This window comes from Streptomyces sp. MB09-01 (genome assembly GCF_033794505.1).
In the GTDB taxonomy this organism is placed as follows: Bacteria; Actinomycetota; Actinomycetes; order Streptomycetales; family Streptomycetaceae; genus Streptomyces.
The window spans coordinates 1-22,682 of the sequence record NZ_JARAYQ010000136.1 but is presented as its reverse complement, the minus strand read 5'-3'; the positions used below and the strand labels follow the sequence as shown (position 1 = coordinate 22,682).

Genomic DNA, 22,682 nt, shown 5'->3' with positions numbered 1-22,682 from the left:
CCCCCGGGACCGCCGAGCCCCGCCCGCAGGGCGAGCGCCGCTTCGGCCTTCCCGTCGCGACCTGCCTGGTCATGGGCAACATCATCGGCGGCGGGATCTTCCTCCTGCCCGCCTCGGTGGCCCCCTTCGGCACCATCAGCCTCGTCGCCTTCGCCGTGCTCACCCTCGGCGCGATCACCCTCGCCCTCGTCTTCGGCCGCCTCGCCCACCGGCACCCCCGGACCGGCGGCCCGTACGTCTACGCCCGCGCCGCCTTCGGCGACTTCGCCGGCTTCCTCGCCGCCTGGAGCTACTGGATCACCACCTGGGTCTCCAACGCCGCACTCGCGGTGGCGGCCGTCGGATACCTCAACGTGCTCTTCCCCGCCGTCGGCGCGCACAAGTGGTCCATGTGCCTGGCGGCCCTCTGCGTGCAGTGGCTCCCGGCGCTCGCCAACCTGGCCGGCACCCGGTACGTCGGCGCCGTCCAACTGGTTTCCACCGTGCTGAAGTTCGCCCCGCTGCTGCTCGTCGCCGTGGGCGGGCTGTTCTTCTTCGATCCCGCCAACCTCGGCCCCTTCCAGGCCACCGGCCAGAGCGCGGTCGGCGCCGTCTCCGCCTCCGCCGCGATCCTGCTCTTCAGCTACCTGGGCGTCGAGTCCGCCGCCGTCAGCGCGGGCGAGGTCCGCGACCCGGCCCGCAACGTCGGCCGGGCCACGATCCTCGGCACTGTCGGCGCCGCCACCGTCTACCTGCTCGGCACCCTCGCCGTCTTCGGCCTGGTCGCGCACGAGAAGCTGGTCTCCTCCGAGGCCCCCTTCAGCGACGCCGTCAACGCCATGTTCGGCGGCACGTGGGGCGGCACGGTCGTCGCCTGCGCCGCCGTGGTCTCGATGGCGGGCGCGCTCAACGGCTGGACCCTGCTCAGCGCGCAGACCCCGTACGCCGCCGCGAAGGACGGACTCTTCCCGAAGGTCTTCGAGACGAAGAAGCGCGGCGTGCCCGTGGCGGGCGTCCTCGTCACGGTCGCCCTCGCCTCGGCGCTGACCGTCTACAACTACACGGCCGGCTCGCAGCGGGTCTTCGAGGTCCTGGTCCTCGTCACCACCTTCACCGCGACCGTCCCGTACCTGCTCTCCACCGCCGCGCAGATCTACTTCCTGGCCTCGGGCCGCTCCGATCGGGTCCGGCCCGGCCGGCTGGTCCGCGACGCCGTCCTCGCCTGCCTGGCCTTCGCCTTCTCGATGTGGCTGGTCGCCGGCTCCGGCTACGCGGCCGTCTACCAGGGCGTGCTCTTCCTCTTCGCCGGCGTCCTCGTGTACGCCGTGATGGCCGCCCGCAGGCAGCGGGCCGCCGATTCGCCCGCGGAGTAATTTGGAGGGAGGGGCAAGTCAGGGGGGCTCCAAGGGGTCGCCATGTCCGCGATCAGCAAGAGCATCGACATCGACCGCACGCCCGAGGACGTCTACTCCTACATCACGGACCCCACGCACCTGCCGGAGTGGCAGCACAGCGCCGTGTCCGCCGTTCCCATGGGGGACCTCCCCGTCCACGTCGGTTCCCAGGTCCTCGTCACCCGGCAGATCGGCAGGCGGAGGATCCCCACGAGGATGGAGTACACGGCCATGGACCCGCCGCGGAGCTGGCACCTCCACGGCGTCGACGGACCGGTCCGGCCCGACGTACGGGGCAGGATCGAACCCCTCGACGGCGGGACCCGCTCGCGCGTCACCCTCTCCGTCGACTTCGAGGGACACGGCATGGGCAGGGCCCTCGTCCCCCTCGTGGTCAAGCCCATGGTCCGCAAGGAGATGCCCCGCGGAGAGGAGAAGCTGAAACACCTCCTGGAGCACTCGGCGTACTGACGCCACGGGAGCGCCGGGCCCGAAAACCGGGTGCCCGGGAGAGCGCGGTGTGCCCACACTGGGCGCACCACTCACCCGGACTCCGAGGACATCCACACCCGTGCAGGCTGCCGTCACCGTCACTCCCGCCCAGATCCCCGAACTGCTCCTCGGCCTCGCCACCGTCCGGCCGGTGTTCCTGTGGGGGGCACCGGGCATCGGCAAGTCCTCGCTCGTACGGAAGTTCGCCGATTCGCTGGGCCTGGAGTGCGTCAGCCTGCTCGGCACCCAGCTCGCCCCCGAGGACCTGATCGGCGTACCGCAGATCCGTGACGGCCGCTCCGTCTTCTGCCCGCCCGAGTCCATCGCCCGCGACGAGCCGTACTGCCTCTTCCTCGACGAGCTCAACGCCGCGAGCCCCGACGTCCAGAAGGCCTTCTACTCGCTGATCCTCGACCGCCGGATCGGCTCCTACGAGCTGCCCGCCGGCTCCATCGTCATCGGCGCCGGCAACCGGGCCACGGACAACGCGCTCGCCCGGCCCATCGCCTCCGCGCTCGTGAACCGGCTGACGCACGTCCACCTGCAGGCCTCGGCCGCCGACTGGCTCGTCTGGGCGGGGGAGAACGGCATCCACCCCTGGATCACCGACCACCTCACCGACCGCCCCGACCACCTCTGGTCGCAGCCGCCCAAGACCGAAGAGCCCTTCTCCACCCCGCGCTCCTGGCACATGCTCTCCGACGCCCTGCACTCCTTCGGGCCGGAGCTGGACGAGCAGACCCTGAAGGTGATCGCGCACGGCACCCTCACCCCCGCCCACGCCGTCTCCTTCTGCGGCTACGCCAAGATCGTCCGGCACACCTTCGGCATCGAGGCGATCATGAAGGGCGACGCCTCCTGGCCCACCCGCCCCGCCGACCGCGATCTCCTCTACTACCTCGCCGAGTCCTTCCGCGGCCGGCTGCTCAAGGAACTCCCGGCGCAGAAGGAACACGTCTCGCCCGCCGTGCGGCAGTCCGCGTACCGCTTCAAGTCGCTGCTCGTCCAGCTCGCCGAGATCTCCGTCGAGGTGGCCCAGACCGTCATCGCCGACGACGCCGACGGCCTGCCCGTGCTGCCCGCCTGGTTCCTGGTCGAGGCCGCCCGGGACATGCCCCGGCTGGTCGAGGCCCGCCGGTGAGCCGGCCCCGCCCGGACGCGGGCGACCGGACCGCCGCCCCGGCCCGCCGAGAGGGGGCCGGCGCGTGAGCCGGACCACTCCGCGGGGCAAGAACGGCAAGGAGGCCACGGCCGACCCCGCCACCCGGGCCTTCGCCGAGGGCCTGACCCTGGTCAAGCGGAACCCGGCCCTCGGCGCGGTCGACGCCAAGATCTGCCGCCAGGCCACGTGCGCGGACAACCCGGCCGGGGGACTGGCCGTCGTGACCTCCAACGGCAGGATCCACGTCCACCCCACCCGGCGCGCCGAACCCGCGCAATGGGCCTGGACGATCGCCCACGCCCTGCTCCACCTGGGCTTCGGCCACGTGCCCGCCGCCGACGACCGGCACCGCCCCCAGCCCGACCGCTTCGACGTCGCCGCCCGCTGCGCCGTCGTCAACCGCTTCCTGCTGACCTTCCCCGTCGGCCGGGCCCCGGACCACCTGCCCGCCGAGTACCCCGGCGGTGACGAAGACCTGCTGGCCGCCCGCTGGCGCCGCGACGGCATCCCGGCCGCCTACGAGCACTGCGGCACCGCCGGGGACCACCCCGACCAGGTCCTGGAGCCCTGGAACGCAGGGCCGAACACGGCGGTCCCCGACTGGGAGACCGCCTTCGCGCACGCCCTGACCCGCAGCGTCTCCGCCGCCATGGACGTCGCCGGCGGCCGCCGCGACCGGATCACGGGAGAGCGGGTCCGCGTACGCCCGTGGGACCAGGCGCTGAACTGGTTCGTCTCCTCGTACCCGCTGCTCGGCGGGCTGGCCGCCGGACTGACCGTCGTCGCGGACGCCGAACTGGCCCGCGACCGGAACATCTCCATCGCCGCGGTCAGCGCCACCGCCGGGGAGATCTACATCAACCCGCTGCGCACCTTCGAGGACGAGGAGTGGCGGTTCGTCCTGGCCCACGAGATGCTGCACGCCGCCCTGCGCCACGGCGAGCGCTGCGGCGCCCGCGACCCGTACCTGCACAACGTCGCCGCCGACTACGTGGTCAACGGCTGGCTCGTGGAGATGGGCGTCGGCACGATGCCCGAGGGGCTGCTCCACGACCCCGCGCTGCGGGACCTGTCCGTCGAGGAGGTCTACGACCGGATCACCACCGACCTGCGCCGGATGCGCCGCCTCGCCACCCTGCGCGGCAAGGGCCTCGGGGACATCCTGGGCGAGCCGCTGGCCCACCCGGGCAGCGGCCCGTACACGGACCTGGACGAGTTCTACCGGCGCGGCCTGGTCCAGGGCTTCGACCTGCACGGATACGGGGAGCGCGGGCTGCTGCCCGCGGGCCTCGCCGAGGAGATCCGGGCGCTCGCCCACCCGCCCGTCCCCTGGGACGCCCGGCTCGCCCGCTGGTTCGACGAGTACGTGCCGCGTCCGGAGGCCGTACGGTCCTACGCGCGCCCGGCGCGCCGCCAGGCCTCCACCCCGGACATCCCCCGCGCGGGCCGGCACTTCCCGCCGGAGGAGATCGCCCGCTGCACCTTCGGGGTGGTGCTCGACACCTCGGGGTCGATGGACACCGCCCTGCTCGGCAAGGCACTGGGCGCCATCGCCTCGTACGCGGAAGCCCGCGACGTACCGGCGGCACGCGTCGTCTTCTGCGACGCGGCGCCGTACGACGCGGGCTATCTGCCGCCCGCCGAGATCGCGGGCCGGGTACGGGTGCGGGGGCGCGGCGGGACCGTGCTGCAGCCGGGCATCGACCTGCTGCAGCGGGCGGAGGACTTCCCGCCCGGGGCCCCGGTCCTGGTGATCACGGACGGGTGGTGCGACACCCTGCGGATCCGGCGCGAACACGCCTATCTGGTTCCGCAGGGCGCCTCCCTGCCGTTCACGCCCCGGGGGCCCGTCTTCCGGCTGACCTGAGGGCGCGGACCCCGTTCTCGGTGCGGACCCCGTTTTTAGTCGAGGTAGTCGCGCAGGACCTGCGAACGCGACGGGTGGCGCAGCTTCGACATGGTCTTGGACTCGATCTGGCGGATGCGCTCACGGGTGACCCCGTACACGCGGCCGATCTCGTCCAGGGTCTTCGGCTGGCCGTCGTTGAGGCCGTACCGCATGGAGACCACGCCCGCCTCGCGCTCCGAGAGCGTGCCCAGGATCGACTGGAGCTGCTCCTGGAGGAAGGTGAAGGAGACCGCGTCCGCGGGCACGACCGCCTCGGAGTCCTCGATGAGGTCACCGAACTCGCTGTCGCCCTCTTCACCCAGGGGGGTGTGGAGGGAGATCGGCTCGCGGCCGTACTTCTGGACCTCGATGACCTTCTCGGGGGTCATGTCGAGTTCCTTGCCCAGCTCCTCCGGGGTGGGCTCGCGGCCCAGGTCCTGGAGCATCTGGCGCTGCACGCGGGCGAGCTTGTTGATGATCTCGACCATGTGCACGGGGATGCGGATGGTGCGCGACTGGTCGGCCATGGCACGCGTGATCGCCTGCCGGATCCACCAGGTGGCGTACGTGGAGAACTTGAAGCCCTTGGTGTAGTCGAACTTTTCCACGGCGCGGATCAGACCGACGTTGCCCTCCTGGATCAGGTCCAGGAAGAGCATGCCGCGGCCCGTGTAGCGCTTCGCGAGGGAGACCACGAGACGGAGGTTGGCCTCCAGCAGGTGGTTCTTCGCGCGGCGGCCGTCCTCGACGAGGATCTCCAGCTCGCGCTTGAACGCGGGCTTGTGGTCCTCCTCCTCTTCGAGCTTGTACTCGGAGAAGAGACCCGCCTCGATGCGCTTGGCGAGCTCCACCTCCTGCTCGGCGTTGAGGAGCGGCACCTTGCCGATCAGCTTGAGGTAGTCCTTGACGGGGTCGGCGGTGGCGCCGGCCACCATGACCGTCTGCGCCGGAGCGTCGTCCTCGTCGTCGTCGGACAGGACGAAGCCCTGGGTGCCGCCGGCCTTGGGGGTCTCTTCCTCGGCCTCGTCGGCCAGGTCCTCGGCCGCCCAGTCCTCGCCCTCCACCACGGGGGTCTCGCCCTCGTCGGCGTCCTTGGCGCTGGTCTTCTTCGCCGCGGCGGTCTTCTTCACGGCGGTCTTCTTGGCGGCGGTCTTCTTGACCGTGCGCTTCTTCGGCTCGGCGGCGGCCTCGGCCGACGCCTCGTCCGGGGCGGCGGCGGCCGACGATGCGGATATCGCCGAGGCAGTGGCCGTGGCGGTGCTGGCGGCCGAGGTCTTGCGCGCGCCGATGGGGCGCGGCGCGGCGGCGGCCTTCTTGGCCACGGTGCGGGCCGGGGCGGCGGCAGCCTTGCGGGGCTTCTTGGCGGCAGCCTTGGTGGCAGGGGCCGCGCTGACGTGGAGGGCGACACCCTCCTCGTCCAGGACCTGGTTCAGGCTGCGCAGGACCCGCTTCCACTGGTCCACCGGGATGCGGCCGGCCTCGAAGGCCTGGCGCACGTCGTCACCGTTGATGTGACCCTGCTCGCGGCCGCGCTCGACGAGCGCTACCAGGGCCTCGGATTCGGCGATCTCCGGAGGGAACGTACGGGACGGGCTGAGCGACACAAGGAGCCTCTCGTTGCGAACAGATAAGGGGTGGGCGGGACATCATCGCGCGAACTCGGGAAACAGACCCGAGGGGGGTCTGTATTCCGGGCCGCGCGAGGACACCTGTCGGTTCATCGCATGCCCGAGTCGATTCGTTACGCGCTGAATTGAGTGACCTGCGCCACGCTGTGGCCGCGCAACCCTGTCCGGCCTGATTCCGTCCACCCTCCTTTCAGCCCTTTTTGCGGGCCTCGATGAGGAAGCGGGCGGTGTGCGCGACGAACGGACCTTCGCGTTCGATCTGTTCGTGCAGCTCGCGCAGCCGGTCCCGGTACTGCCCGACCGTGAAGCCGGGCACCATCCAGATCACCTTCCTCAGAAAGTAGATCACGGCTCCGACGTCGTGGAACTCCGTGCGCAGACGTTCGGAGCGCAGATCGACGACTTCCAGGCCGGCCCCGGCGGCCGCGGCGATCGCGTCGTCGGGGTGCCGGCCGCGCCGGACCTCCTCCGGCTGGGGGCCGAGGAAGTACTCGACGAGCTCGAAGACGCTCGCCGGGCCGACCTGCTGCGAGAGGTAGGTGCCGCCCGGGGTCAGCACCCGCGCGATCTCCTCCCACCAGATGGTCACCGGGTGCCGGCTGGTCACCAGCTCGAAGGCCTCGTCGCCGAAGGGCAGCGGCGGCTCGTCGGAGTCGGCGACCACCACCGCGCCCAGCGGGTGCAGCAGCCGGGTCGCCTTCTCGATGTCGGGCGGCCAGGACTCGGTGGCGGCCATCAGCGGGGGCAGGGGCCCGGACCCGGCGAGGACCTCGCCGCCGCCGGTCTGGACGTCCAGTGCCGACCGGACCCGGGACAGGCGCTCGGCCAGCAGCCGCTGGTACCCCCAGGAGGGGCGCTGCTCGGTGGCCCGGCCGTCGAGCCACGAGAAGTCCCAGCCGTCCACGGAGACGGACTCGGCCTCGGCGACAAGATGGTCGAAAGTGCGCGTCATGTATCGATCGTCCCAGGTCGGGCGCCGGTCATCCACCGGATATGTCGACTACAGTGGGCGGCGGGCCGTGACTGGCGTTCGGGTGGATCACCACCGGGGAGCGGCCCGGCGTACCTGCGGACCTCCGGACCTGCGGATTTCGGAACCTTCCGGTACGTCGACTGCCGCGCGCCTGGGCGAACCGCGATCCGCAGCGACGTTCAGGAGACCCCGTGACGACCGCCCAGACTGCCCAGCCTGCCCGGGCCGCCACCGACACCGCCCGGCTGATGGACGGCACCGCCCTCGCCCGCCGCATCTCGGAGCAGACCGCCGCATACGCGGCGAAGATCACCGAGCGCACCGGCACCGCGCCCTGCCTCGCGACCGTGCTGGTCGGCGAGGACCCCGCGTCCGTCACCTACGTGCGCATGAAGCAGAACCGCTGCGCCAAGGCCGGGATCACCTCGCGCCACGTCGAGCTGCCCGCCGGGACCACCACCGAGGAACTGGTGGCCACCCTCACCGCGCTCTCCGAGGACCCCGAGATCAGCGGCATCCTGCTGCAGCACCCCGTCCCGCACCACATCGACGAGCGCGCCGCCTTCGAGGCCATCGCCCCGGGCAAGGACGTCGACGGCGTCACCATGCACTCCTTCGCCGCGATGGGCTTCGGGCTGCCGGGCTTCGTCTCCTGCACCCCCGGCGGCATCATGCGCCTGCTCGCCGCCTACGACGTGGACCTGACCGGCAAGCACGCCGTCGTCGTCGGCCGCAGCGCCATCCTGGGCAAGCCGGCAGGCATGCTGCTGCTGGAGCAGAACGCCACCGTCACCTACTGCCACTCCCGTACCCGGGACCTCCCCTCGATCGTGCGCCAGGCGGACGTGCTGGTCGCCGCCGTCGGCAAGGCCGAGTTCATCCGGGGCGAGGACATCAAGCCGGGCGCGGTGGTCCTGGACGCCGGATACAACGAGGGCAACGTCGGCGACGTCCACTTCGAGTCCGCCGCCGCGCGCGCCTCGCTGATCACCCCGGTCCCGGGCGGTGTCGGCCCGATGACCATCGCCGTCCTGCTGGAGCAGACCGTCCAGGCGGCCGCCGCGCAGGCCGGGCTGGACCTCGCGGAGCTCTGAGCCGCGCCCCGCGCGTACGACGGACGCCCCGGGCCCTCGGGTCCGGGGCGTTCTGTTTCCCGGCTGAGGGGCCCTTGGCGGCCCCCAGGCCTCGCCCCTAGGCCCGTACGGCGGCGGCCCGGGCGGCGGCGACGATGGGGGAGGCGCGGAACTCGCGGGCCAGGGCGGTCAGGGGCTGGCCGGACAGGCGGGGCGGCTCGGAGTCCCGGAGCGGTACCGAGCCGGTGTCGAGGCCGGGATCCGTTCCGGTGGCGGCGGCATCCGCTTCGGCGGCAGGGGCAGGGGCAGCGGCACCGGTGGCCGCGGTCCTGCGCCCGCATGCGGCGGCGAGCATGGCGGCGTCGGCGACGGCCTCGGCCCGGGCCTCGCTGATGCCCTGCCCGCGCGCGGCCTCGTACGCCGCCCGGCGCACGGCCGGGTCGAACCAGCGGGCGAGGGCCAGGATCCCGTCGTCGATGACGGACTCGCGGTGGATCAGCCGGATCCCGACCGGTGACCACCAGGTGAGCGGAACCGTCCGCACACTGGACGCGGCGTACCCCCGCAGGGCCTTCCACAGCGGGTGCAGCCCCCGGTACTCGCTGAAGTCCCGCCAGGTCGCCGACCCGCCGACCAGCGGCACGATGAAGCCGGTCGCCACCATCAGGGCCGCCCCCGCGGCCAGCGGCGGCGCCGCGTCCGTGGACAGGCCGTCCCAGTCGCGGCCGCTCCAGCGGGCGCCCAGCGCGGTCCACTTGGCGACGAGGTAGCCGAGGTCCAGCAGCCCCCCGGTCATGATCAGGGCCAGCCCGGTACGCAGCGGCCGCAGGGAGGGGTGGGTGCGGCGCAGCCACCGCCCGGTCAGCACGGTCAGTGCCGAGCTGCCCACGGTGTGCGCCAGCAGGTAGCAGACGATCATCTCCCGGATCCACGGGGTGTCGGCGTAGTACGTGTCCAGGTCCCGCAGCCGCTCCACCGGCGCCTCGCCCATCGCGAAGAGGACGACGATCGCCGCCGTGACCCCGCCGTACACGGCCACCGTCAGCCGGGTGGCCCGGCGCACCACGGCCGGCGGGCCGCCGCCCCACTGCAGGACCAGCACGACGCACGACCCGGAGAACGCCGTGATCAGGCCGAACACCAGCGGGGCCGAGAAGTTGGCCACCCCGGTGAAGCGGTTGACGGCCGCGATCGTCGGCGGCGCGGCCAGGATGAGGACGAGGCAGCCCATGACCAGCAGCGCGCAGACGGCCCGCATCGGAGGCTGGTCCCACCTCCTGCGCAGGGTGGGCGCCTTGACCAGCAGGATCAGGATCAGGAGCGCCCCGGGCACGTAGAGGATCAGGCCGCTCTTCACCGGGCCCGGCCGACGGGGTCGGCCGGATCCGCCCGCTGGTCGAGCCCGGCGACCGTCCGCTCGGCGGCGGTCAGCGGCGGCGCCTTCAGCGCGCCGCGGTCGGAGGCGCGCAGGACGTTCCAGACCACCGACGGCTTCAGCCAGTGGGTGGGCGTGCTGCTCATGGTGATGACCTGGAGGAAGGCGGCGGTCAGCGCCTCCCGGGTGGTGGCCCCGGTCATCAGCCGGCTGACGTACGCGTTGAGCAGCCCGGCTCCGGTCCGCGGCTTCATGCCGGTGGCGCCGGGGTAGAGGATGTCCTGCGAGGTGGCGAGGTCCCAGGCGGTGGCGACCTGCGGGGCGATCGCGCGCTGCGCCTCGCGCCCGAAGGCCGGGTGGGCGAGCCCCCTGGCCCGCAGCAGGGAGCGTACGGCCAGCAGGCCCTGGGCGGCGACGGTCATGCCCTGCCCGTACAGCGGGTTGAAGGTGGCGACCGAGTCGCCGACGGCGAAGAAGCCGTCGGGCAGCTCCACCTTCTCGAAGAAGATCCGCCGGTTCGCGGTGCCCTTGGTGACGGCCACGTCCGTGAGGGGCTTGCGGCCCTCCAGGAGCTCGCCGACGATCGGGTCCCGGATGCCCTTGGCGAACGGGATGAACGCGTCGGGGTCGCCGGTCGGCTGGCCGCCCCGGGTGCCGGAGAGGGTGGCCTGCCACTGGCCGTTCTCGATGGGCACGATGGTGGCCGTCTGGCCCGGGACGGGCACGCGGGGGTCGGACTGGACGTTGACTATCGGGAAGCCCGACTCGTGGGCTCCGGCGGGCGCCTCGAAGATGCGGGTCGCGTAGACCAGGCCGGAGTCGACCTCGGCCTGCCGGATGCCGCCGACGCCGAGTTCCTGCAGCCAGGTGCGGGCGCGGGAGCCGCGGCCGCTCGCGTCGACCACGAGGTCGGCGGGCACGAACCTGCCGTCCTCCCCCGGGGTGTCGACGCGGACGCCGGTGATCCGGGCCGCCGTGCCCTCCAGGCCGCGGACGCGGCTCTGCTGGAGGGTGGAGACCCCTTCCAGGGCGGTCACGCGGGCCCGGACGACCGAGTCGAGGAGGTCGCGGCTGCAGGAGATGTTGAACTGCATCTCCGGGCAGCGCGGGATCCAGCCCTCGGCGGTCTTGGTGACCAGGTCGGTGGGCAGGCTGCGGCGGATCGCGCCCGCCGCCGTCCAGTCCTCGGTGATGCCGGGCAGGATGTCCTCGATCGCGCGCGCCCCGCCGGACCACATGACGTGGACGTGCCGGGCCTGGGGCAGTCCGCGGCGCGGCGCCGGGCTGTCCGGGAGGGTGTCCGCGTCGATGATCGTGACCGTGGCGTGCTCGGCCAGGACGGCGGCCGCGAGCAGGCCGGCCATGCTGCCGCCGATGACGACGGCGTGGCGGGGCGGGGAAGACTGGGTCATCGTGTCGTGCTCTCTGTCAGGGCCGTGCTGAGGGCATCGGCGCAAGGGGTGCGGCGGGGCGGCGTTGCTGGTCACCGGCGTGACGCTCAACGCCCCCAGCCGAGCGAGGTCTTGATGCGCTCGATCGCCTCGGGTACCTGTTCCTCCCGGGGAGGCGGCAGGTAGGGCTTCAGGAGTTTGCCGAGGTACAGGCCGAAGATCTCGGCCCGGACCTCCGCGGGGTCCTCCCGGTCCGCGCGGGCGGCGGCCTGCCGGACCACCGTGCCCAGACCGGTGTCCGACTGCAGCAGCTCCGTGAGGCCGCCCCCGCGGCCGTCCGCGCCGTCCGTCAGCCGGGCGGCCACCGCCATGCCCGGGCCGTGGCTGTCGCAGGTGCCCTCGTCCACGTGCCACAACTCGTGGCAGGCGATGACGAGCTGGTGCTCGGGGCGGGTGTGTTCCTCGATGACGAGGAGATCGCGCGCGTCCATCTCCAGCCACAGCCCGCTGGCCGTGTCGGGCGGGAAGGAGGCGAAGCGGAAGTCGACCTTCCGTCCGCCGCGCCGCCGGCCGTACGCGGTGCACAGCGCGCCGATGATCTCGGCAGCGCCGGCCGGCGGCGTCAGCCGCGCGTCGGCGAGCAGATCGCCGCCGAGCCTGCGCATCGCCCGTGTGGTCCTCATGACGCTCCCCCCTCGTCGGGCTCCGCCGGACGGCCGAGCTGGCCCTCCCGCGCGAGCAGGTCGTCCAAGTGGTCGGCGAGCGACTTCCAGCCCCGCGGGGAGAGCCGGCCGGCCCGCGTCACGATGCTCCGTACGTCGTGCGCCCGCAGCACGGCCAGCATCGGGTTCTCCTGCTCCCGCTCCGCGGACTCCAGTTCGGCCTCGATCAGGGCGAGTGCGGTGGCGAGCGCCTCGGTGTCGTCGGCCAGCAGGAAACCGCTCTCGACTCCGTAGAACCGCTGGATCCCGGCGGCCGCGGCGAGGTTCGGCAGGCCCTCGCCCTGGGCGACGCGGGTCAGCGACTGGCCCGACGCGTCGAAGGACTTGGCGATGGCCGCCAGCGAATGGGCCTGGCCGTCCTCCCGTACGCGGGTCCGGCGCAGGTGCTCGAACCGGTGGTGCACCTGCTCCTTGAGGGGGAGACGGGGCGGCTCGCCGTCGAGGGTGAGCCGGATGGCCTGGGGGGTCATGCCGGTGAGGTACGACAGGTGCTCCAGGCCGTCCCGGCCGTCCCGGCCGTCCGGGGCGGTGGCGGCGGTGGCGGCGGTGGCCGAGAGGGCGAGGGCCCGCTCCACCGCGCTCTTGCTGTCGGCCAGCAGGAAGCCGGCGTAGACCCCGAAGAACCGCTGTACGCCCGCCGCGTGGCCCATCCGCGGCAGCCCGGTGCCCGCGTTGAGCGGCCCGAGGGAGGCTCCGGGGGCGTCGAAGTCGTCGGCGATGGCGGCGAGCGGCCACTCCCGGCCGTGCTTGTCCCGGCGGGTGGCGCGCAGCCGCAGGAACCGCTGGTGCACGCGCTGATCCAGCGGCACCTCGGCCGCCGTGCCCGCCACCACCTGCGCTATGCGCCCGGGTTCGACCCCGGACAGATGGCTCAGCCGCTCGGCGTCCAGCACTCCGGCCGGATCCTGGCCGCGCCGCACCGACAGTGCCTCGACACGCCGCCAGATCGCGGCGAGATCGGGTCGGACGGCGGCTCGCACCGGCGGAAGCTCCATATGTCGACAAGACGTTCGAGTGCATCGGGCTCCGTGAAGCCTAGCCCCCCGCCCCTGCCCGAGCCAGGGGAACCCCAACGTTTCCTGCCGTACAGCTCAAAAAGGGTTGGCATGACCTCCGAGGCGAGCAGTGGGTTGCCGTGGGCGGTCAGGCGTCGAAGCGGCGGTTGCCGGTGAGTGACCAGACGGCGGAGATCCGGCCGTCCGTGACCGCGAACATGTCGATGCCGCTCTTGATGACGACGTCTCCGCTGCCGTCGGCGTTGCTCTCGATCCACCGGCAGGCCATCTCGCCGCGCTCTGAGTCGACCAGCGGCGCGGCGTCGGCGGCGAACGTCAGGCCGGTGAGGGCGAGGCTGTTGGCCGAGATGAACGCCGTCAGTTCGTCCGGGCCGAACGTGTGGGCGGAGCCGGTGCCGTCGAAGTCGTCCGCGAAGTGCAGCCGGAAGCCGGGGGCGAGGATCTGCTCGGCGAGGGCGACCTCTCCGTTCCAGAGCGCCGTCCAGCCCTCCACCAGGCGGGTGCCGGCCTCCCGGGTCAGCGGTGCGGAGTCGGTGGTGGGGGTCGTCGTCACAGACATGGGTGCCTTCCATGGTCGGTTCGTGGTCACCCAGCCTCCGGGCCGGGGGCGACAACCCCCTGTCGGTGTTTAGCCCTCCGGACGGCGGCTCAAGCGAAACCATAGAGCTCGTCGAGTGCGACGAAATCCCGTCCGGGCGTGTCCAGTTCGGACAGGTCCACCGGACGCGGCTCCGCCGTCTCCTCCAGTGCCCGCGCCTCCCGGATGCGGTCGAGACGGAAGCCCTGCACGGCGGAGCGCAGCCGGCACCAGCCGATGAGGTACCAGTGGTCGCCTCCGAGGAAGCCCAGGGGTTCGACGGTGCGGTCGGTGACCTCGCCCTCCCCGTCGGCGTAGCACAGGTGCAGCAGCCGGCGGGTCGAGAGCGCCTCGCGCAGGGTGTGCGGGAGCGCGGACGGCCGGACGGGGTTCACGGCGAGCCGAACCCGGGCGGCGAGCTCGCGCGAGGCCTGACGATCGCGCTGCGGCATGACGGCGAGCACCTTGTACAGCGCCGAACGGGCGTCCGCGGCGAACGGTGTCCCGGACAGCCCGTGCAGGGCGACGGCCAGCGCCGCCGCCTCGACCGGGGTGACGGCCAGGGGCGGCAGGGTGTGGTCCTTGTCCACCACGTACCCGCCGCTGCGGCCCGGCTCGGCGTAGAGCGGCACACCGGACTGCTGCAGGGCGCCGAGGTCGCGCTCGATGGTGCGGATGCTGACGCCGAAGCGCTCGGCGAGCCACCGGGCGCTGCGCGGCCGGGGCGAGACCGCACGTAACTCCTCCACCAGGGCGTACAGACGCTCGGTACGGTTCACAGTCAAGGACCGTAGCCGATGCCCGGGGCGAGAAGGCAAGGAGTGCACCGCGCAACGGCTTCCCCTCCACGCCGAGCGAGCCACCCCGGGCCGCTCTGGGAACCCCTAACGGAATGCCTCCGTGCCGCCTCCCGCTGCGTGGTGCATCGGTCCGGCCGCATGGGCCGGCGGAGGCGCGATTGCTTGCGCATCCGCTCCCTCGCCGACCCACAGCGCGATGAACAGCGCGGCGGTCGCTTCCAGGAGTCCCGCACGTTCGAGACCGCCGCCGGCCACGGGTTCACAGCCCACGTCCTGCACCAACTGGTGCGTGCGCCTGCAAAAACGTGCGAGACCAACGGGCCTCCGGCGCCGTGTGCTGACAGGGTCGGAAGCCCGAGTTCGAGACAGGTATGGGCCGTCAAAGGGCGGTCGACGGTCACCGGCAGCGACCAACGACGGCCCCTCGGATGCCGGTTGGGAATGGAGCCCGTAGGCGTCCTGCCTGATGGGCCGTGGGGCGCGCAGCTTCCTGCGCAACAAGAAGCAGGAGTAACCGGCCTGGAGCCAAACGGGGAGCCGCCGGCAGCGGCGCGGGACGGATCTACGTGGACCGGCATGGACATTCGGGAACCTGAACTGGCGGGTACAAAGCCAGTCCAGGCACGTCCCAGGAGTGGGCTCGTTACCCCGGAGGTAATCGACCCCTTCCGGGTCGCCGGGCACAGTGGGGTCATCGGGTTCCGGGGCCGCGCACTCGGCCCCGGAAGCCGTGTCCCACCTGGCCGTTCGACCTCGATGGAGGGGGATTTCCCATGTCCGCGACCCTGCTCGGCAGCATGGCCCGTACCGGCGTCCCGCAGGTCATGCTGCGGCGCTTCCTCGCCCTGGACTCCGTCGTCACCACCGGCAACGGGCTCGCCTACGTCGCCTTCTCCCCGCCGCTCGGGCGGCTGCTCGGGGTCGGGCAGGGGCTGTTGCTCGGGCTCGGGGTGCTGCTCGTGGTGTACGGGGCCGCCGTCGGGTTGCTCGCCTCGCGGCGGCAGCCATCGGCGTTCCCGGTGAAGCTCGTGATCGAGACCAACTACGCCTGGGCGGCCCTGAGCCTCGTCTCCCTTGCCGTGTGGTTCACACCCACCGTCGCCGGGGCCGTGTGGATCCCGGCGCAGGCCCTCACCGTCGCCGGCTTCGCCCTGCTCCAGCAGCTCGCCCTGCGCTCAGTCGGCAAGTGAGCGCAGGTACTTCACCGTCGCCGGGTCGGCCGGGAGCATGGTCTCGATGGCCAGCTCGGCGACGGTCACGTCCATGGGCGTGTTGAAGGTCGCGATCGACGACACGAAGGACAGCAGGTGCCCGTCGTGCTCGATGACGAGCGGGAGCGCGATGTACGGGACGGGCTCGGCCGGTTCCTCGTCCCCCGGGCGCTCCGCGGCCGGGGGCACCGGGTACGCGGACACCTCCTCGTACAGCGCGCGCAGCGGCTCGGAGCGGGCCAGCGCGATCTGGCGCTCCATCTGGGCGAGCAGGTGCCCGCGCCACTCCCTCAGGTTGCGGATCCTCGGGGCGAGGCCCTCGGGGTGCAGGGTGATCCGCATGGCGTTCAGCGGCGGGGTCAGCAGGTGCTCCGGCAGCCCGTCCAGCAGCATCGCGATGCCCCGGTTGGCGGCGACGACGTCGTAGGTGGCGTCCACGACGAGCGCCGGGTAGGGCTCGTACCCGGTCAGCAGCTGCCGGATGCCCTCGCGCAGGGTCTCCATGGACGGGTCGTCCAGCGCGGTCTGGGCGTAGCGCGGGGCATAACCCGCCGCCAGCAGGAGGGCGTTGCGCTCCCGCACCGGCACGTCGAGGCGGTCGGCGAGCCTCAGCACCATCTCCTCGCTCGGCCGGGACCGGCCCGTCTCGATGAAGCTGATGTGCCGGGACGAGGAGTCGGCGCGGCCCGCCAGCTCCAGCTGGCTGATGCCGCGCCGCTCCCGCCATGCGCGGAGCAGGGCGCCGACCGTCGGGGCGGGAGCCGGCGCGGGTGCCGGTGCGGGAGGCGTCGGGGTCATGCCGACGACGGTAGCCGAGCCCCTCGCCCCGGGGCGGCACGCGTCACCCCAGGTCGAAGATGTTGCGCAGGCCGAGGCGATGGCGCCACCGGTCGTGCCGCTTGGCGGACTCCAGCTCCGGCGCCCGGTACATGGGCCTGACCGTGCACCGCTCCGCCTTCGAACCGTCGCGGTCCAGGAGGCAGTTGACGGCCGCGCGGGCCGAGGCGTTCGCGCCCTCCATCGTCGCCAGGTCGATGTCCACCGCGACGTAGTCCCCGCTGAGGAAGAAGTTCGGGATGCGGGTTCCCGCGCTCGGCCGGTTGTGGAGGGTGCCCACCGGGTGGATCAGCAGCTCGTCCTGGTTGGTGGGATGCGGGGTGCCGAGCCCGTCCACCCCCGGGTCCAGGAACCACGAGTGCAGCTTGGAGTCGCTCAGCAGCGCCTTCCCGGTGTCGTTGAGGGAGGCCTTCAGCTGTGCCCACACCTCGCGCGCCACCTCCTCGCGGGTGCACTGCTTGGCCGTCTTCCCGTACAGGATCCCCGGCTTGTCCCACTCGGAGATGTCCACCGACAGGCAGTCGACCGCCGTACCGTCGCCGTAGTCGGCCGGGAAGTTCCGCGCGGGCCAGTGCTCGGCCTGCTGGATCGCCGTCAACGACCAGGGCGAATCGATGCAGTTGAGGTGCCCGTGCACCAGCGGCGCCCGCTCGGTCAGATAGAACTGGATACCGGTCATCCAGTCGGTCTCCAGCTTGTCGCAGCGCCCCAGCATCGGATCGGCCGCCCGCAGGCCGGCGCTCCAGGTGCGGCGTGCGTGCTCGACGGGCAGCGCGCTCACGTAGTGGTCGGCCGTGACCGTCTGCCGGGCGCCGTCCGGGCCCTCGACGGAGACCCCGCTGACCCGGCCGTTCCCGTACTGCACCTCCCGTACGGTCCACCCGATCCTGAACTCCACTCCGAGCGAGCGCAGGTGGGCCTCCCAGGGGTCGATCCAGGCCTCGTTGGTCGGCAGGTTGAGGATCCGGTCCGGCGGGCCGTCCGCCCCGCGCCCCAGCACGTTGAAGACGAAGGCCTCGCCGAGGGTGCCGACCGTACGGGTGGAGGCCTCCTCGGCCTTGGTCGCGACGATGTTGCGGGTGATGCCGACGGCGAGGATGCGCTGGTACTCGGACGACATCCGCGCCGCGCGCACGAAGTCCCACCACGGGGTCCGTTCCCAGACCTCGGTGCGCCGCTCGTCGCAGCTGGTGAGGAAGACGAGCACGCGGTCCACGAAGTACGCCGTCTCGTGCAGCGGGAGCCGGACCAGCGTCTGCAGGATGCCGGTGAGGGCCCGCCGGAGCTCCTCGGGCGTCAGCTCGGCGGGGGAGTGGTCCGGCCAGGGGATGGGCCCGCGCAGGTCCTCGCGGCCGCCCGCCCGGGCGAACATCATCTCGCGCGGGGCGACGAGGTTGTCCCACACCCCGTTCGCGTTCCCGGGGAAGGGGATGCGCCGCATGGTGTCGGGCAGGTTGTGGTAGATGCCGGGGATGAAGCGGAAGCCGTGCTCGGCGGGCAGGGGCCGGCGCCCGCCGCGGGCGCTGCCGGGCACGTCCATGCTGCGCGCCTTGCCGCCGAGCGCCCGGCGCTCGTACACCGTGACGGCGTAGCCGCGCTCGGCGAGTTCGTGCGCCGCGGTCAGGCCGGCCACCCCGCCCCCGAGGACGGCGACGCGGCGGCCGTCCGATTCCCCGTGCGGTGGCGCCGCGACCGCCGCCGGGGCGGTCGCGACGCCGGCCGACAGTGCACCGGCGGTGGCCACGGCGCCCGCACCCGCGCCCGCGATGAACGTACGCCTGGAACTTCCCGTGCTGGTCATGGCGAATGCCCCCTAGTTACCGCTGGTAACAGTCATGTCCGGCGCAGGAGCCTATGGGGGGCCGGATGGACGCGGAAGACGCAGAAGTACCCGAGCGCACTATGGCGCGAAAGGTTCGTTCCGGTCTGCACTGTGGGAACCTTGACTACACGTCACGGGGAAAAGGAGCCGGTGCATGCCGAGCGAGCCGCTGTCACAGAAGGAGATCGAGGACCGGTTGCGGGAACTCCCCGGCTGGGCCTTCGAGGACGACAGGATCATCCGCACCTACCGGCTGGGCACGCACTTCGCCGCGAGCGCCCTCGTCGCCCACATCGCCTCGGTCCAGGAGGAGTTGAACCACCACTCGGACCTGACCCTCGGCTACAACACGGTCCGGCTCTCCGTGAACAGCCACGACGCGGGCGGGGTCGTCACCGAGACCGACTTCGCGCTCGCCGAACGCGTCGAGGCCCTCGCCCCCGCCCACGGCGCGAGCTGATGACCACGCACATACAGACCGTCAAACCCCTGCTGGACTACGACGCCGAGGCCGCGGCCTACGACGCGAGCCGCGGCGGCGCCCCGCGCGCCGGGGCCGCGGCCGCAGCGGTCCTACAACTGCTCCCGGCCGACGCGGAAACCCTCCTCGACCTCGGCTGCGGCACGGGCATCGTCACCAGCCGGCTGACCCGCCCCGGCCTGCGCGTCCTGGGCGCGGACGCCTCCCACGCCATGGCCTCCATGGCACTGCGGCGGGGCGTCCCCGTGGCCCTCGCCGACGCGGCCCGGCTGCCGGTGCGGTCGGGCTCGCTGGACGCGGTGAGCGCGGTGTGGCTGCTGCACCTGCTGCGGCAGCCGGGACTGGTGCCCGCCGTGATCGCCGAGGCCGGACGGGTCCTGCGGCCCGGCGGGGTCTTCCTCACCACGGTGGACAAGGACTCCGCGCACGACGTGGGCAGCGACATCGACGCCGTCTTCGCCGCACACCTGGCCCCGACCCCCGCGGACGCCTCCGGGGACGTCGAGGCGTACGCGGCCCGGGCGGGCCTGCGCCCGGCCGGCGAGGCCCGCTTCACCGGCCACGGTCAGGGCCGCAGCCCACGCGCCTCCGCCGAGGCCCTCCTCGCGGGCCGATACGCCTCCCGCATAGCGCCGCGCGGCATCACCCCGCAGGAGCTGGCGGCGCGGCTGGAGCTGCTGCCCGACCAGGACGTGCCGCGCGCGGAGCCGACGTACCGCGTACGCGGCTTCGTACGCGTCTGACGGGCGCGCGCGGCTCCGCACCGCAGGACTACACCGGCTCCAGGCGCCACCACTGGGCCGGGGAGTCGGTGTCCTCGCCCTGTCGGACGCGGCCCGCCCCGTCCGACTCCAGCGGCAGGCCGCTGATGCAGGCGATCAGGGACACCACCCCGGGATCGTCGAGGTGCTCCTCGACGATCCATTCCTGCGCGCCGAAGGCGTTGGCCCGCCACACCTGTACCCGGGCGCCGCTGTCCGTCGACGCGTTCGCGACGTCGAGGCGCCGCTCGTTGTCCTCGCTCACCACGTGGAAGATCCCGCCGCCGCTGTGCACCGGCGAGATCCGCCACCGGCGGGCGGCCTCCGGAGCGGGCGGTCCGTCCGGGCCGACCCGCACCCGGGAGGCGCCCTCCAGCTGGAGCACCAGCCCGCTGCCCACGTTGCGGATCCGGTAGAGCCCTTCGGGAAGGTTCACCTGGTCGTCGCCCGCCCTCAGACGTCGAACTCGGCCGGGTCCGGCCCGATCCGGCGGCCCGCCGCACCCGCGCCGAGCGCGTCCAGCGCGGCGACGTCGGCGGCCTCCAGCTCGAAGTCGAAGACGTCCAGGTTCTCCCGGATGCGCGCGGGGGTCACGGACTTCGGGATCACGATGTTCCCCTGCTGGAGGTGCCAGCGCAGCACCACCTGGGCGGCGCTGCGGCCGTACTTGCCGGCGAGCGCGACGACCGCCGGGAGGGTGAGGAGTTCCTTGCCCTGGCCGAGCGGGGACCAGGCCTCGGTGGCGATCCCGCGCGCGGCGTGCACGGCGCGCAGCTCGGCCTGCGGGAAGAGCGGGTGCAGCTCGACCTGGTTCACGGCCGGCACCAGCGCGCTCTCGGCGGCGAGCCTCTCCAGGTCCTCGGGGCGGAAGTTCGACACGCCGACCGCCTTGGCGCGGCCGCTCGCCGCGATCTCCTCGAAGGTCTTCCAGATGGCGACGAAGTCGTCGCGCATCGGGCGCGGCCAGTGGATCAGGTACAGGTCGACGTGGTCCAGGCCCAGCTTGCCGAGGGATTCGTCGAAGGCGCGCAGCACCTCGTCCCGGCCCCACCGCCGCTTCGGGCCGTTCCACAGCTTGGTGGTGACGAACAGTTCCTCGCGCGGCACGCCGGAGGCGGCCACGGCCTTGCCGGTGCCCTTCTCGTTGCCGTAGACAGCGGCCGTGTCGATGCTGCGGTACCCGGCTTCCAGCGCGGTCCCGACGGCGTGCTCGGCCTCCGCGTCGGGCACCTGCCAGACGCCGAAGCCGAGCTGGGGCATGAGGCTGCCGTTGTTGAGCTCAATGGTGGGGACCTGCTGGTTCACGTCTGGTCGTTCCTCGCGTCGGCGGCGGTACAGCGTCGTACGAGGGGCGACAACCGGCCCCTCGTACGCGCTATTCCCGCCATCGGCCGAGCCCCTCGCACGGCCCCTCGGACCACCCTGCACACGGCCTCACGCAGCCCTCACGCGGCCCCCAGATACGCCTCCCGCACCAGCGGGTTCGCCCGCACCTCGGCCGCCGTGCCCTCGGCCAGCACCGCCCCGAGGTCCAGTACGACCACGCGCGCGCAGAGGTCCATCACGAAGGCCACGTTGTGCTCGACCAGCAGCACCGCACAGCCCTCCTCGGCCGCCAGCCGCCGGACGACCGCCGCCAGCTGCTCGCGTTCGGGCGCCGACATCCCGGACGCGGGCTCGTCCAGCAGCAGCACCCGCGGCGGATCGGCCACCGCGCGGGCCAGCTCGACGATGCGGGCCTGCCCGACGGGCAGCCCGCCGGCGTACGAGGTCCCGAGCGCGCCGATCCCGCAGTCGGCCAGCACCCGCTCGCCGCGGGCCCGGCGGGCCAGCTCCCGGGCCCGCCGGGCCGGGAGGGCGAGGAGATCGGCGGCCAGCCCGCCCCCGCCGCCCCGCCACTCCTGCGCCACCAGCACGTTGTCGGCCACGCTGAGCTGCCCGAACAACTGCTGGCGCTGGAAGGTCCGGCGCATCCCGTGCCGGGCCCGCCAGACGGGGGAGCGGCGGGTGATCTCCGCGCCGTCCAGCAGCAGCCGCCCGCGGTCGGGCCGGCGGATCCCGGACAGGACGTCGAACAGCGTGGTCTTCCCGGCCCCGTTCGGCCCGATCAGCCCGCACACCTCGCCCGCCCGGATGCCGAGGTCCACGCCGGTCAGCGCCCTGACTCCGCCGAAGCGGACGCTGACACCACTGGCTTCCAGAACGTAACCGCTCACGCCCCCACCCCGCTCGTACCGATCCCGCTCGTACCGATCCCACTCGTCCCGATCCCGCTCGTCCCCATCCCCAGGTAGGCCTCGGTGAGCCGGTCCGCCTCCACCTCGGCCCGGGGGCCGCACCAGGAGACCCGCCCCTGGGAGAGGTAGGCCACGGTGTCGGCGATCCCGAGGATCCCGGCGGCCTTCTCCTCCACCAGGAGCAGCGCGGTCCCGGCGTCGCGGAGCTCGGTGAGCAGCGCGTACACCTCCTCCACCACGCGCGGGGCGAGCCCGAGCGAGGGCTCGTCGGCGATCAGCACCTCGGGCGGCCGCTGCAGCAGCGGGGCCAGGGCCAGCATCTGCTGCTCGCCGCCGGAGAGTGCCCCGGCGGCCACCGTGCGGCGCTCCGCGAGCCGGGGGAAACGTGCGTAGACGGCGGCCCGGGCGTCGGCCTCCCCCAGGTACAGGGCCAGGTTCTCCTCGATGGTGAGCGCGGGGAAGATCCCCCGGCCCTCGGGGGCGAGCAGCACCCCGGCCCGCGACCGCCGTACGGCTCCGTCCCGGGTGGCGTCCCGCCCTTGTACGCGGACCGTCCCGCCCGCCACGGGGAGCAGCCCGGCGGCCACCCGGCAGGCGGTGCTCTTCCCGGCTCCGTTGGGCCCGAGCACGGCGAGGATCTCCCCCTTGCGGACGGCGAGGTCCACCCCGTGGAGCACGAGCCCCCCGTCGTACCCGGCCGTGATGCCGCGCAGCTCCAGGGCGGGCCCTGCGGGGGCTCCGCCGCGGGACCCCCGCGCCTCGAACGCCGGCGAGGCCGGAATTTCAGCCCCTCCGGCGTTCGAGGAGCGGGGTTCGGGGCGGAGCCCCGGTTCGGGTAAGGGCCTGTCTCTAAAACACAACTG

22 protein-coding genes, 1 pseudogene and 1 riboswitch are annotated in these 22,682 nt (G+C 73.0%); of the genes and pseudogenes, 8 read left to right on the top strand and 15 right to left on the bottom strand.

The annotated features are described in order from the left end of the window. The 4 genes from PV721_RS25865 to PV721_RS25850 all read left to right on the top strand — a co-directional run. Positions 1-1,352, top strand: a 1,352-nt coding sequence (locus PV721_RS25865; RefSeq protein WP_319728175.1) for an amino acid permease, incomplete at its 5' end; no start/stop codon positions are given. A gap of 42 nt (positions 1,353-1,394) precedes the next feature. Further along, positions 1,395-1,844: an SRPBCC family protein gene (locus PV721_RS25860; RefSeq protein ID WP_319728173.1), complete on the top strand. Its 450-nt coding sequence runs from the start codon at positions 1,395-1,397 to the stop codon at positions 1,842-1,844. Positions 1,845-1,944: 100 nt separating this feature from the next. Next, positions 1,945-3,006: an ATP-binding protein gene (locus tag PV721_RS25855; protein WP_319728172.1), complete on the top strand. Its 1,062-nt coding sequence runs from the start codon at positions 1,945-1,947 to the stop codon at positions 3,004-3,006. A 64-nt stretch (positions 3,007-3,070) separates the two neighbouring features. Next, positions 3,071-4,894, top strand: a complete 1,824-nt coding sequence (locus tag PV721_RS25850; RefSeq protein ID WP_319728170.1) for a DUF2201 family putative metallopeptidase — start codon at positions 3,071-3,073, stop codon at positions 4,892-4,894. 35 nt (positions 4,895-4,929) lie between these two features. Here the strand turns inward: PV721_RS25850 and PV721_RS25845 are convergent, their stop codons facing one another. Together PV721_RS25845 and PV721_RS25840 are read right to left on the bottom strand one after the other, a co-directional pair. Continuing rightward, positions 4,930-6,519, bottom strand: coding sequence for an RNA polymerase sigma factor (locus PV721_RS25845; RefSeq protein ID WP_319728169.1), 1,590 nt, complete (start codon positions 6,517-6,519; stop codon positions 4,930-4,932). Between the two features lie 214 nt (positions 6,520-6,733). After that, positions 6,734-7,495 carry a methyltransferase domain-containing protein gene (locus tag PV721_RS25840; protein WP_319728166.1) on the bottom strand — a complete coding sequence of 254 codons (762 nt, stop codon included), beginning with the start codon at positions 7,493-7,495 and terminating at the stop codon, positions 6,734-6,736. A gap of 57 nt (positions 7,496-7,552) precedes the next feature. Beyond that, positions 7,553-7,680, top strand: a riboswitch (ZMP/ZTP riboswitch). 84 nt (positions 7,681-7,764) lie between these two features. Between PV721_RS25840 and PV721_RS25835 the strand changes: the two genes are divergently transcribed. Beyond that, positions 7,765-8,610 carry a bifunctional 5,10-methylenetetrahydrofolate dehydrogenase/5,10-methenyltetrahydrofolate cyclohydrolase gene (locus PV721_RS25835; RefSeq protein ID WP_319728177.1) on the top strand — a complete coding sequence of 282 codons (846 nt, stop codon included), beginning with the start codon at positions 7,765-7,767 and terminating at the stop codon, positions 8,608-8,610. Positions 8,611-8,707: 97 nt separating this feature from the next. Here PV721_RS25835 and PV721_RS25830 read toward each other — a convergent pair whose 3' ends face one another. The 7 genes and pseudogenes from PV721_RS25830 to PV721_RS25800 form a co-directional block, all read right to left on the bottom strand. Continuing rightward, on the bottom strand, positions 8,708-9,946 hold the full coding sequence (locus PV721_RS25830; RefSeq protein ID WP_319728164.1) for an MAB_1171c family putative transporter: 1,239 nt from the start codon (positions 9,944-9,946) through the stop codon (positions 8,708-8,710). Beyond that, complete coding sequence (locus PV721_RS25825; RefSeq protein WP_319728162.1) at positions 9,943-11,376, bottom strand: FAD-dependent monooxygenase; 1,434 nt, start codon at positions 11,374-11,376, stop codon at positions 9,943-9,945. The genes PV721_RS25830 and PV721_RS25825 overlap by 4 nt, the downstream gene beginning before the upstream one ends. Positions 11,377-11,462: 86 nt before the next feature. After that, complete coding sequence (locus tag PV721_RS25820; protein ID WP_319728161.1) at positions 11,463-12,038, bottom strand: toxin-antitoxin system, toxin component; 576 nt, start codon at positions 12,036-12,038, stop codon at positions 11,463-11,465. Next, a complete protein-coding gene (locus tag PV721_RS25815; RefSeq protein WP_319728160.1) occupies positions 12,035-13,057 on the bottom strand; it encodes a hypothetical protein in 1,023 nt (340 codons plus the stop codon). The genes PV721_RS25820 and PV721_RS25815 overlap by 4 nt, the downstream gene beginning before the upstream one ends. Positions 13,058-13,220: 163 nt before the next feature. Continuing rightward, a complete protein-coding gene (locus PV721_RS25810; RefSeq protein WP_319728157.1) occupies positions 13,221-13,652 on the bottom strand; it encodes a hypothetical protein in 432 nt (143 codons plus the stop codon). 89 nt (positions 13,653-13,741) lie between these two features. Then, the gene (locus PV721_RS25805) at positions 13,742-14,449 is read right to left on the bottom strand and encodes a helix-turn-helix transcriptional regulator (protein ID WP_319728156.1); all 708 of its coding nucleotides are present in this window, start codon (positions 14,447-14,449) and stop codon (positions 13,742-13,744) included. 105 nt (positions 14,450-14,554) lie between these two features. After that, a pseudogene (locus tag PV721_RS25800) lies at positions 14,555-14,764 on the bottom strand (NADP oxidoreductase); the annotation flags it as partial. A 479-nt stretch (positions 14,765-15,243) separates the two neighbouring features. Between PV721_RS25800 and PV721_RS25795 the strand changes: the two are divergent. Beyond that, positions 15,244-15,660, top strand: a complete 417-nt coding sequence (locus PV721_RS25795) for a hypothetical protein (RefSeq protein ID WP_319728154.1) — start codon at positions 15,244-15,246, stop codon at positions 15,658-15,660. Here PV721_RS25795 and PV721_RS25790 read toward each other — a convergent pair. Then, positions 15,646-16,479, bottom strand: coding sequence for a helix-turn-helix transcriptional regulator (locus PV721_RS25790; protein ID WP_319728153.1), 834 nt, complete (start codon positions 16,477-16,479; stop codon positions 15,646-15,648). The genes PV721_RS25795 and PV721_RS25790 overlap by 15 nt on opposite strands. A gap of 43 nt (positions 16,480-16,522) precedes the next feature. Then, positions 16,523-18,319, bottom strand: a complete 1,797-nt coding sequence (locus tag PV721_RS25785) for a hydroxysqualene dehydroxylase (RefSeq protein ID WP_319728152.1) — start codon at positions 18,317-18,319, stop codon at positions 16,523-16,525. A 175-nt stretch (positions 18,320-18,494) separates the two neighbouring features. On the opposite strand from PV721_RS25785, the gene PV721_RS25780 reads away from it, so the two are divergent. After that, entirely contained in the window at positions 18,495-18,800 is a 306-nt protein-coding gene (locus PV721_RS25780; RefSeq protein ID WP_319728150.1) for a 4a-hydroxytetrahydrobiopterin dehydratase, read from the top strand. Continuing rightward, a complete protein-coding gene (locus PV721_RS25775) occupies positions 18,800-19,564 on the top strand; it encodes a class I SAM-dependent methyltransferase (RefSeq protein ID WP_319728148.1) in 765 nt (254 codons plus the stop codon). The genes PV721_RS25780 and PV721_RS25775 overlap by 1 nt, the downstream gene beginning before the upstream one ends. 28 nt (positions 19,565-19,592) lie before the next feature. Here the strand turns inward: PV721_RS25775 and PV721_RS25770 are convergent, their stop codons facing one another. From PV721_RS25770 to PV721_RS25755, 4 genes are all read right to left on the bottom strand, one after another. After that, positions 19,593-20,018, bottom strand: coding sequence for an RICIN domain-containing protein (locus tag PV721_RS25770; protein ID WP_319728146.1), 426 nt, complete (start codon positions 20,016-20,018; stop codon positions 19,593-19,595). Between the two features lie 17 nt (positions 20,019-20,035). After that, the gene (locus tag PV721_RS25765; RefSeq protein ID WP_319728176.1) at positions 20,036-20,842 is read right to left on the bottom strand and encodes an aldo/keto reductase; all 807 of its coding nucleotides are present in this window, start codon (positions 20,840-20,842) and stop codon (positions 20,036-20,038) included. 185 nt (positions 20,843-21,027) lie between these two features. Beyond that, positions 21,028-21,798, bottom strand: a complete 771-nt coding sequence (locus PV721_RS25760) for an ABC transporter ATP-binding protein (RefSeq protein ID WP_319728145.1) — start codon at positions 21,796-21,798, stop codon at positions 21,028-21,030. Continuing rightward, entirely contained in the window at positions 21,795-22,496 is a 702-nt protein-coding gene (locus PV721_RS25755) for an ABC transporter ATP-binding protein (protein ID WP_319728144.1), read from the bottom strand. The genes PV721_RS25760 and PV721_RS25755 overlap by 4 nt, the downstream gene beginning before the upstream one ends. Positions 22,497-22,682: the final 186 nt, after the last annotated feature.